The sequence below is a fragment of the Streptomyces radiopugnans genome (assembly GCF_900110735.1).
GTDB lineage: Bacteria > Actinomycetota > Actinomycetes > Streptomycetales > Streptomycetaceae > Streptomyces > Streptomyces radiopugnans.
Genome location: NZ_FOET01000008.1, coordinates 46,659 through 60,642, shown reverse-complemented (window position 1 = coordinate 60,642; position 13,984 = coordinate 46,659). Strand labels below are relative to the sequence as shown.

Sequence of the window (13,984 nt, the reverse complement as noted above, 5' to 3'; positions counted from 1 at the left end):
GTGGGCAACATCATCGGGAACACCTCGGCGACATCGGTACCCGGTTCTGCAAACTCCTTGCGCATTGAGGTGCTTGACCGGATCAGCCCTCGGTCCGGCTGCGCGCCCGGTGCTGGCGGCGGGCGGGCGGGGGCACGGGCGCGGACGGCGCGGTGGTGGCGGCCTGGGTGACGTCCGCGACCAGTTCGACGACATCGGGTCCGTACGCCTGGGAGTTGACCACCTTCAGCAGCAGGCAGAAGTCGCCGTCGGTGCCGTACCTGCGCGCCAGCCGGACGTGGTGGCGGGCGAGGTGGCGGGCGGCGGCCTGGTTGGTGACGGCCCGCTGGCCGCAGAAGACGAACACCGGATGGGAGCCCTCGCCCGCGGTGAGCCGGGCGAGCAGGACGTACTCCACCGATCCCCGCTCCATCCGGTAGCGCTCGCCGCCGATGGTGAACGAGGCCTGGTCCGGGCCCGGCTCGGGGGTGGTGTCGATCCGGACCCCCGGCAGCAGGGAGTGGAGATGGGCCGCCGTCCGGCGGTTCGACGCGGGGCCTCCGACGCAGAACTCGGTCCGCTCGCCGAAGCCCTGGCGGGCGTTCTCGTGCGACAGCACCTGCGCGTTCGCGCCGCAGTCCTTGATCAGGGCGGACAGTTCCAGCAGGGCGAACACATCGTCGCGGGAGACGGCGCCTTCCCCGGTGGCCGCCTTGCGGCCGACCACCAGCAGGCACTCGGAGTGCTCCGGCAGCCCGAAGAAGCGCTGTTTGCGGCGGAGTCTCCGGCGCCACAGGTAGGTGCGGCCGAACCAGCCGAGCGATGTGGTGATGCCGGCCGCGAGCACGCCCAGCACGATGTCGCGCAGGTTGTCGTCCATGGGGCGGAAGCGTATCGCCGGATGCCCTCTCTGTCCGAAACATGACAAGGAAGTGGGAGGCGGGGAAGGTGCGAAAACTGTTCGTAGCACGGCGGTGACGGCCGGCGAAACACGGCCGGTGTGCCATGGCCCCATGCCAGTGCCGCAACCGACCGGCAGCATCCACCGGGCCGCTGCCGGCCTCGACGTACCCGGTGGTCCGGACGTGCCCGAGGCCGCCGAGTTCGCGGCCGCGCTCACCGCGCTCGCCGCCGAACTCGACCCGGCCGCCGGATGGTACGGGGTCTTCGCCCGGCGTGACCCCGAGGGGCTGGCCGCCTGCCTGGCGGGCCGCCGGATCCCGCCGTGGGACGTGGTCGCCTCCCTGCTGGACGACCTCACCGTGCGCCGGGGCCCCCGACGGGCCCGCCCCCGGGCCGCATGGCTGAGGACGCTGTACCTGGCGTCGCTCACCGCCTGCGACGAGGCGGCTGGCGACCCGCGGCGGCGGGCCGCCGAACTGCGGGACGTGCTGGCGCGGACGCTGCGCGAGCAGCGGCACGCGGCCCACCGCGAACAGGCCCTGGCCCGCGCGCTGGTGGCGGGCGGCCACCCGGCCGGCGCCGGCCGCCTGGCCGCCGACCTCGCCTGGGCACGCGACGACCGGGCCCGCGCCACGGCCCGCTGCCGGGAACTGCGCGAGCGCCTGGCCGCCCTGGTGGCCCGTACCGGGGCCGATCCGGGCCACGAGCCCGAGCACGGCCCCGAGCACGGCCTCGGATCCGGCCGCCTCCCCTCGCCCCCGCCGCCGTCCGGCCCCGTGCGCGCCCGGCCGCGCGGGGCCCGGTTCGCCGGGCTGGAGACCGGGGCGCGGGCCGACCCGGCCGCCGCACCGGCCGGCCCCGTACCCGCCTCGGCCGTACCCGCCCCGCGCGGGGCCCGGTTCGCCGGGGCGGGGGACGAGGGGGACGAGAGGACGGCCCGGCCGAAGGACCCGGCCGAGGCCGCGGCCCGGGCGGCCCGCGCCCGGAGGGAGTGCGACGAGACCGTCGCCCGGCTGGCCGGGCTGCGCGCCCGGGGCCGCACCGGGGAGGCCCACGCCCTGCTGTGCGAGGCCGCGGGCCGTCCCGCCCCCCTTCTGCCGGTGCTGGTCGAACGTCTGGAGCAGGCCGGTATGGACGCCGATGTCGCGGACCTGCTGTGGGAGGCCGCGTGCCTGCCGCCCGGCCCCCTGGCCGAGGCCGCCGGAGCGCTCGCCGCCGCGGGCCGCGCCGGGGACTGCGGACGGCTGCTGCGGCAGGCGGCCGCGCGCCCGGCGGCGGAGGTTGCCGCAGCCGCGCTCGCCCTGCACGGGGCGGGCCTCGGCTCCGGGGCCGTCGAACTGCTGTCGGCGGTGGTCCGGGCCCGGCGCCCGGAGGAGGCGGCCGAGGCCGTGGCGGCCGACCCGGCCGCCCTGACGCCCCTGCTGCTGGCGGCCGCGGCACGGGTCTCCGACCGCCGCCGCAGGGACATCGAGGGGGTGCTGGCCCGGGGACGCCCCGTCGCGGGCCGGTGACCGCCCCGGCCGAGCCCGCCGGCGTCCGGGACGCCCGGCGCGGCCGTGCCGGGGACCTCAGCCCGCCGCCAGCTCCTCCAGCAGGGCCGGCAGCGCCCGTCCGATCGGCTCGCGCACCACCCGCTCGGCCAGCGGGTCGTACGGCGTGGGCTCGGCGTTGACGATCACCAGCCGCGCACCGTGCTCGGCGGCGATCCCGGCCAGCGAGGCGGCCGGCTGCACCTGCAGGCTGGTACCGACCGCGACGAACACCTCGCACGCCCTGGCGATGGCCAGTGCCTCGCCCAGCACCTGCGGATCCAGCGCCTCGCCGAACATCACGGTGGCCGACTTCAGGATGCCGCCGCACCGCAGGCACTCGGGGTCCGCGACCCCGGCCCGCACCCGCTCCAGCGCCCGCTCCATCTCCGAACGGGCACGGCACCCGGTGCACACCACGGCCCGCGCGGTCCCGTGCAGCTCCAGTACCTTGCGCTCGGGCATCCCGGCCATCTGGTGCAGCCCGTCCACGTTCTGGGTGATCACCCGCACCGGCACCCCGGAGCGCTCCAGCCGCACCACGGCCTCGTGCGCGGCGTTCGGCCTGGCCCGCAGCGCCGGGCCGTCCAGCCGCATCCGCCAGGAGCGGCGGCGGATCTCCGGGTCGTTGACGTAGTGCTCGTAGGTGACGAGCTTCTCCGCCTCGGGATCCTTGCGCCACACGCCGTTCGGGCCGCGGTAGTCGGGGATCCCGGAGTCGGTGGAGATCCCCGCGCCGCTGAGGATGGCCACCAGCGGCCTCCGGCCCGCCCCGGTCTTCCCGTCCCCGGCCTTCCCGTCGGAGCGCTGTGCGCTCCGCCTGCCCTGCGTGCTCATGGCTTCGAGCCTACGCAGCCGGGCCCCGGACCTCGACCGCGTTTCCGTCCGGCTGCGGTGGTGGCACACTGCGCCCGGACACGCCGCGCCCGCGGACCGTGCCCACCCGCCGACCGCCTGCCCCGGGAGCCGAGCCGATGACCTTCACCACCCGTCCGACCCTTCAGGGCACCTTCGGCATGGTCTCCAGTACCCACTGGCTGGCCTCCGCCTCCGCCATGGCGGTGCTGGAGGACGGCGGCAACGCCTTCGACGCGGCCGTCGCGGCGGGCTTCGTCCTCCAGGTCGTCGAACCGCACCTCAACGGCCCCGCCGGGGAGGTGCCGGTCATCCTGGCGCCCGCCGGAGGCCCGGTACGGGTGCTGTGCGGGCAGGGACCCGCGCCGCGCGGCGCGACGGTGGAGCACTACACCTCGCTCGGCCTGGAGCTGGTGCCCGGCACCGGCCCGCTGGCCGCCGCCGTCCCCGGCGCGTTCGACGCCTGGATGACGCTGCTGCGCGACCACGGGACCCGGGAGCCCGCGGACGTGCTGAAGTACGCCATCGGCTATGCCGAGCACGGCCACCCGGCCGTACCGGGGATCGGGGCGACGGTGGAGCGGGTGCGCGAACTGTTCGAGACGGAGTGGACGACCTCCGCCGAGCTGTATCTGCCCGCCGGGCGCTCCCCGGCGCCCGGCGCGCTGCTGCGCAACCCCGTCCTCGCCGCCACCTGGCGGCGGCTGCTGGCCGAGGCGGAGGCGGCCGGGAGAGGACGCGAGGGGCGCATAGAGGCCGCGCGGCGGGTGTGGCGCGAGGGCTTCGTGGCCGAGGCGCTCTCCGACTTCGCCGCCCGCCCCGCCATGGACACCTCCGGCGAGCGCCACGCCGGCACCCTCACCGGCGACGACATGGCCTCCTGGTCCGCCTCCTACGAGGAGCCCGTCACCTACGACTGGAACGGCTGGACGGTCTGCAAGGCCGGCCCCTGGTCGCAGGGCCCGGTGCTGCTCCAGCAGCTCGCCCTCCTGGCGGACCTGCCCGGAAGCGGCCCGGAGTACGGCACGGGGGAGTACCTCCACACCCTGATAGAGGCGAGCAAGCTCGCCTTCGCCGACCGCGAGGCCTGGTACGGCGACGCGCAGGGGGCCGACACCGTACCGGTCGAGGACCTGCTCTCCGACGCCTACACCGCGCGGCGCCGGGCCCTCATCGGCGAGAGCGCCTCCCACGAGCTGCGCCCCGGCAGCCCCGGCGGGCGCGCCCCCCGGCTCGGCGCCCACGCCACCGAAGCCGCCGAGGCCGCCGCACGGGCCGGGGACCGGGCGGCGGGCACCGGCGAGCCCACCGTGGCCCGCGACGGCGCGACGGCCGGCGACACCTGCCACCTGGACGTGGTGGACCGCTGGGGCAACATGGTCAGCGCCACGCCCAGCGGCGGCTGGCTCCAGTCCAACCCCGTCGTGCCCGCCCTCGGCTTCCCGCTCGGCACCCGGCTCCAGATGGCCTGGCTGGAGCCCGGGCTGCCCAACACCCTCACCCCCGGCCGCCGCCCGCGCACCACCCTCACCCCCTCGCTCGCGCTGCGCGGCGGGGAGCCGGTCCTCGCCTTCGGCACGCCCGGCGGGGACCAGCAGGACCAGTGGCAGACCCACTTCCTCCTCGCCGTCGCCCTGCGGGAGCCGGTGCGCGGCGGATACGACCTCCAGGGCGCGATCGACGCACCGAACTGGCACCACGAGGGCTTCCCCGGCTCGTTCTGGCCGCGCGCCATGCGGCCGGGCGCCGTCACGGTGGAGTCCCGCGCCGGGGAGGAGGCCGTCCGCGAGCTGAGGCGGCGCGGGCATCTGGTGACCGTCGGCGGCCCCTGGACGGAGGGGCGGCTGTGCGCGGTCGCCCGCGACCCGGAGACGGGCGTGCTGTCGGCGGCGGCCAACCCGCGCGGCATGCAGGGCTACGCGGTGGGCCGCTGACGGCCTCCGGCGGTGGCGGCGGCAGAGACGGCGGCGGACGGGCGGGCGGACCGGGGGATCCGTTCACCCCGCGGCCATCCGCCGTCCGGCGGGAACCCCCGGTGGCGTGTTTCCATGGAGTGATGATCGACGACGAACTGCTGACAGGGGTCGAGGAGGCCGTGCGCAAGGCCGCGGCCGCCGAGATCATGCCGCGCTGGCGGCAGCTGGCCGCTCACGAGGTGACCGAGAAGAGCGGCCCGCACGATCTGGTGACCATCGCCGACCGGCGCGCCGAGGAGCACCTGACCGGGGCCCTGACCGCGCTGCTGCCCGGCTCGGTGGTCGTCGGCGAGGAGGCGGTGCACGACAACCCGGCGGTCTACCGAGCGCTGGGCGGCGAGGCGCCGGTGTGGATCGTGGACCCGGTGGACGGCACCCGCCAGTTCGTCCACGGCGACCCCGGCTTCTGCACCCTGGTGGCCCTCGCCCGCGGTGACGAGCTGCTGGCCTCCTGGACGTACGCGCCCGCGCGCGAGGAGCTGGCCGTCGCCCTGCGCGGCGAGGGCGCGCGCCTCAACGGCGAGGAGATCCGCTCCGGCAGCCCCGTGCCGGACGCGCCCTTGGAAGTCGCCCACTCGCACCCGGACTTCACCACCGACGCGCAGAAGCGCACCCTGGAGGGCCTGCACACCCAGGGGATCAGGCCCCGGCCGTGCGGCTCGGCGGGCCTGGAGTATCTGAACGTGGCGCGCGGCGCGCTCGACGCGGTGGCCTTCACCTGGGAGAACGCCTGGGACCACGCCGCCGGGCTGCTGCTGGTGGCCGAGGCTGGCGGCGGCCACGCCACGCTGGAGGGGAAGCCGTTCCGCCTGGCGGGCGGCAACGCGCTGCCCTTCACGGCGGCCCGGGACGCCCTGACGGTGCGTCGTATCCTCTCCCTGCTGGCCTGAGCCGGTCAGACCTCAGCGCCGAGGGGAGAATCCGACGTGGCGTCGATGCGGGACGTGGTCGTGGTGGGAGCCGGTCCGAACGGGCTGACCGCCGCGGTGGAACTGGCCCGGCGGGGCTTCTCCGTCGAACTGTTCGAGGCGATGGAGTCGGTCGGGGGAGGGGCGCGCACCGAGGAGCTGACGCTGCCCGGCTTCCGGCACGACCCCTGCTCGGCCGTACATCCGCTGGGTGTCGGCTCGCCCGCCTTCTCCGCGATGCCGCTCACCGAGCGGTACGGCCTCGAGTGGCTCCACCCCGAGCTGCCCCTGGCCCACCCCTTCCCCGACGGCACGGCCGGGGTGCTGGCCCGCTCGCCGGCCGAGACGGCCGCCTCGTTCGGGCCGCGCGACGCGGGGACGTACCGCCGGCTGGTGGCGCCGTTCCTGGGGCGCTGGAAGACCCTGGTCGGCGACTTTTTCAAGGTGCCGTGGGACGGGCTGCCGCGCGACCCGGTCACGCTGGCCCGCTTCGGGCTGCTGGGGCTGCAGCCGGTGGACTGGCTGGCGCGCCGCTTCCACGACGACAGGGCCCGTGCGCTGATGTTCGGGCTGGCCGCCCACGCCATCGGCCCGACCACCTCGCCCGCCACCGGCGGCATCGCCCTGGTCTTCGCGCTGGCCGCGCACGAGGTCGGCTGGCCGATGCCGCGCGGCGGCTCCCAGTCCCTGTCCGACGCGCTCGCCGCCTACCTGCGCGACCTGGGGGGCGAGATCCACACCGGGGTGGAGGTGCGGCGGCTGGACGAACTGCCGCCCGCCCGCGCCTACGTCTTCGACACCTCGCCCACCGCGCTGGCGCGGATCGCCGGACTGGGCGACGCCTACCGGCGCTTCCGGTACGGGGCCGGCGTCTTCAAGATCGACTACGCCCTGGACGGGCCGGTCCCGTGGACCTCCGGGGCCGCCCGCCGGGCCGGGACCGTGCACATCGGCCCCTCCAGCGGCGAGATCGCCGCCGCGCTGCGCGCCGCCTCCACCGAGGGCGTCCAGCCCCGGACGCCGTTCCTGATCACCGCCCAGCCCAGCCTGGTGGACCCGGGCCGGGCGCCGGAGGGCAAGCACGTGTTCTGGGCGTACGGCCATGTGCCGCGCGGCTGGAGCGGGGACGCCACCGAGGCGGTCGAGCGGCAGATCGAGCGCCTCGCGCCCGGCTTCCGCGACCGGGTGCTGGCCCGCGCCACGGCGGGCCCGCCGGAGCTGGCCACCCGCAACGCCAACTACGTCGGCGGCGACATCGCCTGCGGCGCCTTCACCGGGCTGCAGACCCTGCTGCGCCCGGGGCTCGCCCGCGTCCCGTACGCCACCGCCCACCCGGCCGTCTTCCTGTGCTCGTCGGCCACCTGGCCGGGCCCGGGCGTCCACGGCATGTCCGGCCACAACGCGGCGAAGGCGGTCTGGCGCCGCCTGCGGCAGCGCGCGTAGCGCGCCGCCGCAGGCCCGTGCGACGGGCTCCCCGCCGGGGCGGGCGGGGGCTAGAGTGCCGCCATGGCGAAGACGGAGATCGCACTCGACACCGAACTGGTCGTCGAGGTCATGGTGCTGAGCGGGATCGGCAACCCCCGCGACGCGATCGAGGCGGTCGTGCGCGACTACGTCGCACGCGGCCACCGCACCGAGACGCGCACGGGCGAGGAGGCGGAGGTCCGGCTGCGGGAGATCGACACGACGCCCAGGATCCAGGAGGGCTGAAGCCCGGGGCGGGCCGCCGCCGCACGGGGCCTTCCCGCCGGGAACGCCCCGAAGCGCCCGCCGCGGCCGGGGCGCAGCAGGCCCGCCGCGAGCGCTTCCGCCCGCCGAGGCCGGCGCGCCGCCCGGCCGGAGGCGGGGGCACGCCGGCCTGCTCCGGGGCGGGCCGTGAGGAACGTCAGGAACCCTGCGGGTCCTCCCCGTCCCGCGCCGACGCCTTGCCGCCCTCGGCCGCCCGCCGCAGCCGCGGATGGCGGCGGGCGCTGCGCTGCTCGCTGACGGCCTCGCCGACCATCGCCCGGATGGCCTCGCGCGCCCCGTGCAGCGGATGGTGGCGGGGCGGCCCGGCGCCCGGGTCCTCGCGCAGCTCCTTCACCAGCGACCAGCACAGCGCCAGCATCACCAGCACGAAGGGCAGCGCCACCAGGATCGTCCCGGTCTTCAGCCCGTCCAGGCCGCCCGCCAGCAGCAGCACGGCGGCCACCGAGGCCATCAGCACACCCCAGACGACGACCAGCCACTCGCGCGGGTGCAGCGCGCCGCGGGAGGTCAGCGAGCCCATCACCAGGGAGGCGGAGTCGGCGCTGGTGATGAAGTAGGTCATCACCAGGATCATCGCGATCACCGAGGTGACCGTGCCCAGCGGCAGGGCCTCCAGCAGGCCGAACAGCGACGCCTCCACGCCCTCCTCCAGCCTTCCGGCCAGGTCGGCCTCGCCGGTGTCGTCCAGCCGCATGGCGCTGCCGCCCATCACGCAGAACCAGACGACCGTGGCGCCGCTGGGCACCAGCAGGACGCCGGTCAGGAACTCGCGGATGGTGCGGCCGCGGGAGATGCGGGCGATGAAGGTGCCCACGAACGGGGCCCACGACAGCCACCACGCCCAGTAGAAGATCGTCCAGGTGCCCAGCCAGTCCTTGTTGCCGAACGCACCGGTCCGGCTGGAGAGCACCAGGAGGTCCTGGAGGTAGGCGCCGACTCCGGCCGGGATCGCGTCGAGGATGAACACGGTCGGGCCCAGCAGGAAGACGAAGCCCATCAGCGCGGCGGCGAGCACCACGTTCATGCTGCTGAGCCACTTGATGCCCCGGTGCAGCCCGGAGAACGCCGAGACCACGAACGCGGCCGACAGCACCAGGATGACCAGCAGTTCCAGTTCCCGGGTGTCCTCCCAGCCGACCGTCAGGTTCAGGCCCTTGGCCACCTGCAGGGCCCCCAGGCCCAGACTGGTGGCGGTGCCGAAGACCGTGGCGAAGACGGCCAGCAGGTCGATGACCCGGCCGGGCCAGCCGTTCGCGCGGCGCTCGCCCAGCAGCGGGACGAAGACCGAACTGATGCGGTTGCCGCGGCCCTTGCGGAAGGTGACGTAGGCCAGGGCGAGGCCGGCCACGCCGTAGATGGCCCAGGGGTGCAGCGTCCAGTGGAAGAAGGAGTACTCCAGCGCGGTGCGCTCGGCGGCGCCGCTGCCGCCCTGGACGTCGCCGAAGGGCGGCGGGTCGACGTAGTACGTCAGCGGCTCGCCGACGCCGTAGAACATCAGGCCGATGCCCATGCCGGCGCTAAACATCATCGCGATCCACGCCAGGTTGGAGAACTCCGGCTCGTCGGAGTCCCTCCCGAGCCTGATCCGGCCGAAGCGGCTGACCGCGATCACCACGCACAGGACCAGGAAGAGGTTGGCGGCCAGGGTGAACAGCCAGCCGAAGTTTCCCAGCACCCAGTTCAGCGCGGTCGTGGAGACGGAGGAGAAACCGTCCGTGCCGATGGCCGCCCAGGCCACCACGACCAGCACGGCCGTCACCCCGATGGCGATCATCCCGGTGTCCGGGGGAGGGTCCTCGCGGGCCGTCTCCGGGGCGGGTTCTCGGGGCGGTTTGCTCACATCGGTGCTCATATCACCCAACTATGAAATGGTTCATACGGTTCCATGCACGGACGCGCCGTGCGGGCGAGGGGACGCCCGACGGTGCGCCGTGGTCCCGCATGCCCGCCATCGGTAGGGTCTAGACGGCGCGACAGCCTGTTCGAGACACAAGAGAGACCGCGTGGAAACGACACACACCGAGACAGGCCGCGTGCTGATCGCCGCGGACAAGTTCAAGGGGTCGCTCACCGCCGCCCAGGTGGCCGAGCACACCGCGGCCGGGATCCGCCGGGCCCGCCCCGGCACCGCGATCGAGGCGCTGCCCGTCGCCGACGGCGGCGACGGCACCGTCGACGCGGCGGCCGCCGCAGGGTTCGCGCTGCGCCGGACGGCGGTGACCGGGCCGCTGGGCAAGGCGGTCACCGCCTCCTACGCGCTGCGCGGCGACACCGCCGTGGTGGAGATGGCCCAGGCCTCCGGCCTCCAGAAGATGCCCGAGGGCGTCTTCGCCCCGCTGTCGGCCACCACCTACGGCACCGGCGAGGTGCTGCTCGCGGCGCTGGAGGCCGGAGCGCGCACCGTCATCCTCGGGGTGGGCGGCTCCGCCACCACCGACGGCGGCGCGGGCATGCTCACCGCGCTCGGCGCCCGCTTCCTCGACGCCGGCGGCAGGCCCCTGCAGCCCGGCGGCGGACCGCTGCGCCACCTGGCGACGGCCGATCTGTCGGGACTGGACCCGAGGCTGAGGGACATCGAGATCATCCTGGCCGGCGATGTCGACAACCCGCTCACCGGTCCCCACGGAGCCGCGGCCGTCTACGGACCCCAGAAGGGAGCGCGGGAAGCGGACGTGGAGGCCCTGGACGCCGCGCTCGCCCACTACGCCCGCGTGCTGGAGACGGTCCTCGGCCCGCGCGCCGCGCACCTGGCCCGGCGGCCCGGCGCGGGCGCGGCCGGCGGCGTCGGCTACGCCGCACTGGCCGCGCTCGACGCCTCCTTCCGGCCCGGCATCGAGGTGCTGCTGGAGGTGCTGGGCTTCGCCGGCGCCCTGGAACGCGCCGATCTGGTGATCACCGGCGAGGGCTCGCTGGACGCCCAGACCCTGCGCGGCAAGGCACCCGCCGGGGTGGCCGCCGCCGCCCGCCGGGCGGGCCGGCCCGTGGTCGCGGTGTGCGGGCGCCTGGCCATCGGCGAGGACGAGCTGCGGGCCGCCGGGATCGAGGCGGCGTACGCGCTGACCGACCTCGAACCGGACCCGGCCGTCTGCATGGCGCAGGCCGGGCCGCTGCTGGAGCGGGCGGCCGAGCGGCTGGCGGCCGACCGCCTGTGACCTGCCCCGAAGGCCCGGACCGCACCGCGCGGTCCGGGCCTTCGGCCTGTCCGGCGCAGCCTCCCTCCCGCCCCCTTCCGCGACACCGCGCCGTCCGCCCGGGAGCGGAGGCCGCGGGTCCGCTGTGCCCGTGCACAGCCGGGCCCACGCACCTCTGGTCACCGGCAGCGATTCGCCCACCGGCCGTGGACGGCCCTTCGCGGCCGGTGCTGGGGTGAGCGCCGTGATCCCGGTGGAGCCCACCGGGGGACAGGACGGAAGAAGAGGAGGGCCGATGACGGCCGCTTCGCTGGAGGTCCGGGGGGTGTCCGTGGGCTACGGCCCGGTACGGGCGCTGAACTCGGTCTCCGTTGATGTACCCGAGGGCGCGGTGGTCGCCGTCCTCGGCGGCAACGGCGCCGGCAAGACCACCCTGCTCCGCGCCGTCTCGCGCACCCTGCGCTTCCACGGCGGGACGATCGGCTCCGGCACGGTCTCCTTCGCCGGACGGCGGCTGGACGGCCTCACCCCCGCCCAGGTGGTGGCCGCCGGAGTCGTGCAGGTGCCCGAGGGGCGGCAGGTGTTCGCCCGGATGACCGTGGCCGACAACCTCCGCGCCGGTGCGCTCGGCGCGGCCGGCGGCCGCCGGGCGGCCGCCGAGGCGCAGGCGCGGGTCCACGAACTGTTCCCGGTGCTGGCGCAGCGGGCGCACCAGCGGGCCGGACTGCTCTCCGGCGGCGAGCAGCAGATGCTCGCCATGGGCCGTGCCCTGATGGCCCGTCCGAAACTGCTGCTCCTGGACGAGCCCTCCCTCGGCCTCGCCCCCCTGATGGCCGACCGGATCGCCGAGACCGTACGGGAGATCAACGCCCAGGGCACCTCGGTGCTGCTGGTCGAGCAGAACGCGGCGATCGCGCTGCGGCTGGCCTCCTCCGCGGTCGTCCTGGAGGTCGGGGAGGTGGTCCTGGCGGGGGACGCGGACGAACTCGCCGCCTCCGACGAGGTGCGCCGCCGCTACCTGGGCATCACCGACGACCCCGGGCACCCCGGCGCCCCGGAGGGCGCCGGCGCCGAGGGCGTCTCCGAGGGAGCCCCGCACCCGGCCGCGCCCCTGCGCAGGTGGTCGGCGTGACGGCCCCCGGCACCCCGGCGCCGGCATCGGGACCGGCACCGGAAACGGCACCGGCCGGAGCAGACGTCCCCGCGCTGCGGGTGAACGACCTCACCGTGCGCTTCGCCGGGCTCACCGCGCTGGACGCGGTCTCCTTCACCGTCGAGCCGGGCAGCGTCCACGCGGTCATCGGCCCCAACGGCGCGGGGAAGTCCACCACCTTCAACGTCCTGTCCGGCGTCTACCGCGCCACGTCCGGCAGCGTCCGCTTCGGCGACGAGGAGCTGACCGGGCTGGCGCCGCACGCGATCGCCTCCCTCGGTGTGGCCCGCACCTTCCAGAACATCGCGCTCTCCCCGTACACCACGGTCGCCGACAGCCTGATGCTCGGCCGCCACCGGCTGACCCGCACCGGCTACCTGGCCGCCGGGCTCCGCCTGCCGCGGGCCGCGCGCGAGGCGGCCCGGCACCGCGAACGGGTGCGGGAGATCGCCGAGTTCACCGGTCTGGAGCCCTATCTGGACCAGCCGGCCGGCTCGCTGCCGTACGGGCTGCAGAAACTCGTCGAACTCGGCCGCGCGCTGTGCATGGAACCCCGGCTGCTGCTCCTGGACGAGCCCGTGGCCGGCATGACCGCCGACGAGCGCCGCCGCACCGCGTCCCTGATCGCGGGCGTGCGCGAGGGGCTCGGCATCTCGATCGTCCTGGTGGAGCACGACATGGGAATGGTGATGCGGCTCGCCGACGCGGTGACCGTACTCGACTTCGGCCGCAGGATCGCCGACGGCACACCCGACGAGGTCCAGCGCGACCCCGCGGTCGTCCGCGCCTATCTGGGGCAGGAGGCGGCGAGCGCATGACGACCTTCGTCGAACTGCTGCTGAGCGGGCTGTCCATCGGCTCGGTCTACGCGCTGATCGCCCTCGGCTTCGTGATCATCTTCAAGGCGACCGAGGTGGTGAACTTCGCCCACGCCTCCCTGCTGCTGGCCGGCGGCTACCTGACCGCCGTGCTCCGGGACGACATCGGGTTCTGGGCGGCCCTGCTGGTGGGCGTCGCGGGCGCGGCGGCGGTGGGCGCGCTGGTGGAGTTCCTGGTGATCCGCCGCTACCGCGGACACGACCACAGCGTGCTGGCCATCGTCACCATCGGCGTCGACATCGTGCTGGTCACCGAGCTGACCCGGCAGATCGGCGCCCGCGTCCTGCCCATGGGCGACCCGTGGGGCGACGAGGTGCTCACCCTCGGAGCGGTCAGCATCCCGCAGACCCGGGTGGCCGCCTTCGTCACCGCCACCCTCATCATCGGCGCCTTCCTGCTGGCCTTCCGCTTCACCTCCTGGGGCGTGGCGATGAGAGCGGTGGCCGAGCACCCCGAGACAGCGGCGCTGATGGGCATCCGGCTGGGACGGGTGTCCTCCTCGGCCTGGGCGGTGGCGGGCGGGCTGGCCACGGTCGCCGCCCTGTTCCTGACCGTCTTCCCCACCCCCGGCCTGGAGCGCGGCACCTCCCTGGTGGCGCTCAAGGCCTTCCCCGCCGCGATCCTGGGCGGACTGGACTCCACCACCGGAGCCCTGGCCGGCGGGCTGATCATCGGAGTCACCCAGTCCATGGCCGCCGGCTACCAGAGCGACCTGACCTTCCTGGGCCGGGGCATCGGCGACCTCGCCCCCTATCTGGTGATGCTCCTGGTCCTGCTGGTGCGCCCGGCGGGTCTGTTCGGAACGAGGGAGCTGTCCCGTGTCTGAGCCCGCCGAGACCTCCGTCTCCGCCGCCCCCGCCCCCGCCGGGCCCGCGGCCTCCGAGGCCCCCTCGTCCACCGCCGGCTCCACCGGCGGGCGGCA

At 75.6% G+C, this 13,984-nt stretch carries 12 protein-coding genes; 9 read left to right on the top strand and 3 right to left on the bottom strand.

The features are described 5' to 3' along the window. Nucleotides 1–82 precede the first annotated feature (82 nt). A complete protein-coding gene (locus BMY40_RS16030) occupies nt 83–859 on the bottom strand; it encodes a hypothetical protein (protein ID WP_093660067.1) in 777 nt (258 codons plus the stop codon). 133 nt (nt 860–992) lie between these two features. Between BMY40_RS16030 and BMY40_RS16025 the strand changes: the two genes are divergently transcribed. After that, nucleotides 993–2,393: a hypothetical protein gene (locus BMY40_RS16025; protein ID WP_245770131.1), complete on the top strand. Its 1,401-nt coding sequence runs from the start codon at nt 993–995 to the stop codon at nt 2,391–2,393. 57 nt (nt 2,394–2,450) lie between these two features. Here BMY40_RS16025 and BMY40_RS16020 read toward each other — a convergent pair whose 3' ends face one another. Then, entirely contained in the window at nt 2,451–3,248 is a 798-nt protein-coding gene (locus tag BMY40_RS16020) for an SIR2 family NAD-dependent protein deacylase (protein ID WP_093660063.1), read from the bottom strand. A 137-nt stretch (nt 3,249–3,385) separates the two neighbouring features. Between BMY40_RS16020 and BMY40_RS16015 the strand changes: the two genes are divergently transcribed. The 4 genes from BMY40_RS16015 to BMY40_RS16000 all read left to right on the top strand — a co-directional run bounded on the left by BMY40_RS16015 (nt 3,386) and on the right by BMY40_RS16000 (nt 7,860). Beyond that, nucleotides 3,386–5,200, top strand: coding sequence for a gamma-glutamyltransferase family protein (locus BMY40_RS16015; protein ID WP_093660061.1), 1,815 nt, complete (start codon nt 3,386–3,388; stop codon nt 5,198–5,200). Between the two features lie 122 nt (nt 5,201–5,322). Beyond that, nucleotides 5,323–6,132, top strand: coding sequence for an inositol monophosphatase family protein (locus BMY40_RS16010; RefSeq protein ID WP_093660059.1), 810 nt, complete (start codon nt 5,323–5,325; stop codon nt 6,130–6,132). 45 nt (nt 6,133–6,177) lie between these two features. Beyond that, on the top strand, nt 6,178–7,593 hold the full coding sequence (locus tag BMY40_RS16005; RefSeq protein WP_177214036.1) for a phytoene desaturase family protein: 1,416 nt from the start codon (nt 6,178–6,180) through the stop codon (nt 7,591–7,593). A gap of 63 nt (nt 7,594–7,656) precedes the next feature. Next, nucleotides 7,657–7,860 carry a type II toxin-antitoxin system VapB family antitoxin gene (locus BMY40_RS16000; RefSeq protein ID WP_093660055.1) on the top strand — a complete coding sequence of 68 codons (204 nt, stop codon included), beginning with the start codon at nt 7,657–7,659 and terminating at the stop codon, nt 7,858–7,860. A 175-nt stretch (nt 7,861–8,035) separates the two neighbouring features. On the opposite strand, the gene BMY40_RS15995 is transcribed toward BMY40_RS16000, so the two are convergent. Further along, nucleotides 8,036–9,751: a BCCT family transporter gene (locus tag BMY40_RS15995; protein WP_093660053.1), complete on the bottom strand. Its 1,716-nt coding sequence runs from the start codon at nt 9,749–9,751 to the stop codon at nt 8,036–8,038. Between the two features lie 151 nt (nt 9,752–9,902). Between BMY40_RS15995 and BMY40_RS15990 the strand changes: the two genes are divergently transcribed. The 4 genes from BMY40_RS15990 (at nt 9,903) to BMY40_RS15975 (ending at nt 13,888) form a co-directional block, all read left to right on the top strand. Beyond that, nucleotides 9,903–11,051, top strand: a complete 1,149-nt coding sequence (locus BMY40_RS15990; RefSeq protein ID WP_245770130.1) for a glycerate kinase — start codon at nt 9,903–9,905, stop codon at nt 11,049–11,051. 274 nt (nt 11,052–11,325) lie between these two features. Beyond that, nucleotides 11,326–12,162, top strand: a complete 837-nt coding sequence (locus tag BMY40_RS15985) for an ABC transporter ATP-binding protein (RefSeq protein WP_093660049.1) — start codon at nt 11,326–11,328, stop codon at nt 12,160–12,162. 80 nt (nt 12,163–12,242) lie between these two features. Further along, nucleotides 12,243–13,001, top strand: a complete 759-nt coding sequence (locus tag BMY40_RS15980; protein ID WP_342745076.1) for an ABC transporter ATP-binding protein — start codon at nt 12,243–12,245, stop codon at nt 12,999–13,001. After that, nucleotides 12,998–13,888, top strand: a complete 891-nt coding sequence (locus BMY40_RS15975) for a branched-chain amino acid ABC transporter permease (RefSeq protein ID WP_093660047.1) — start codon at nt 12,998–13,000, stop codon at nt 13,886–13,888. The genes BMY40_RS15980 and BMY40_RS15975 overlap by 4 nt, the downstream gene beginning before the upstream one ends. The last annotated feature ends 96 nt before the right edge of the window (nt 13,889–13,984 follow it).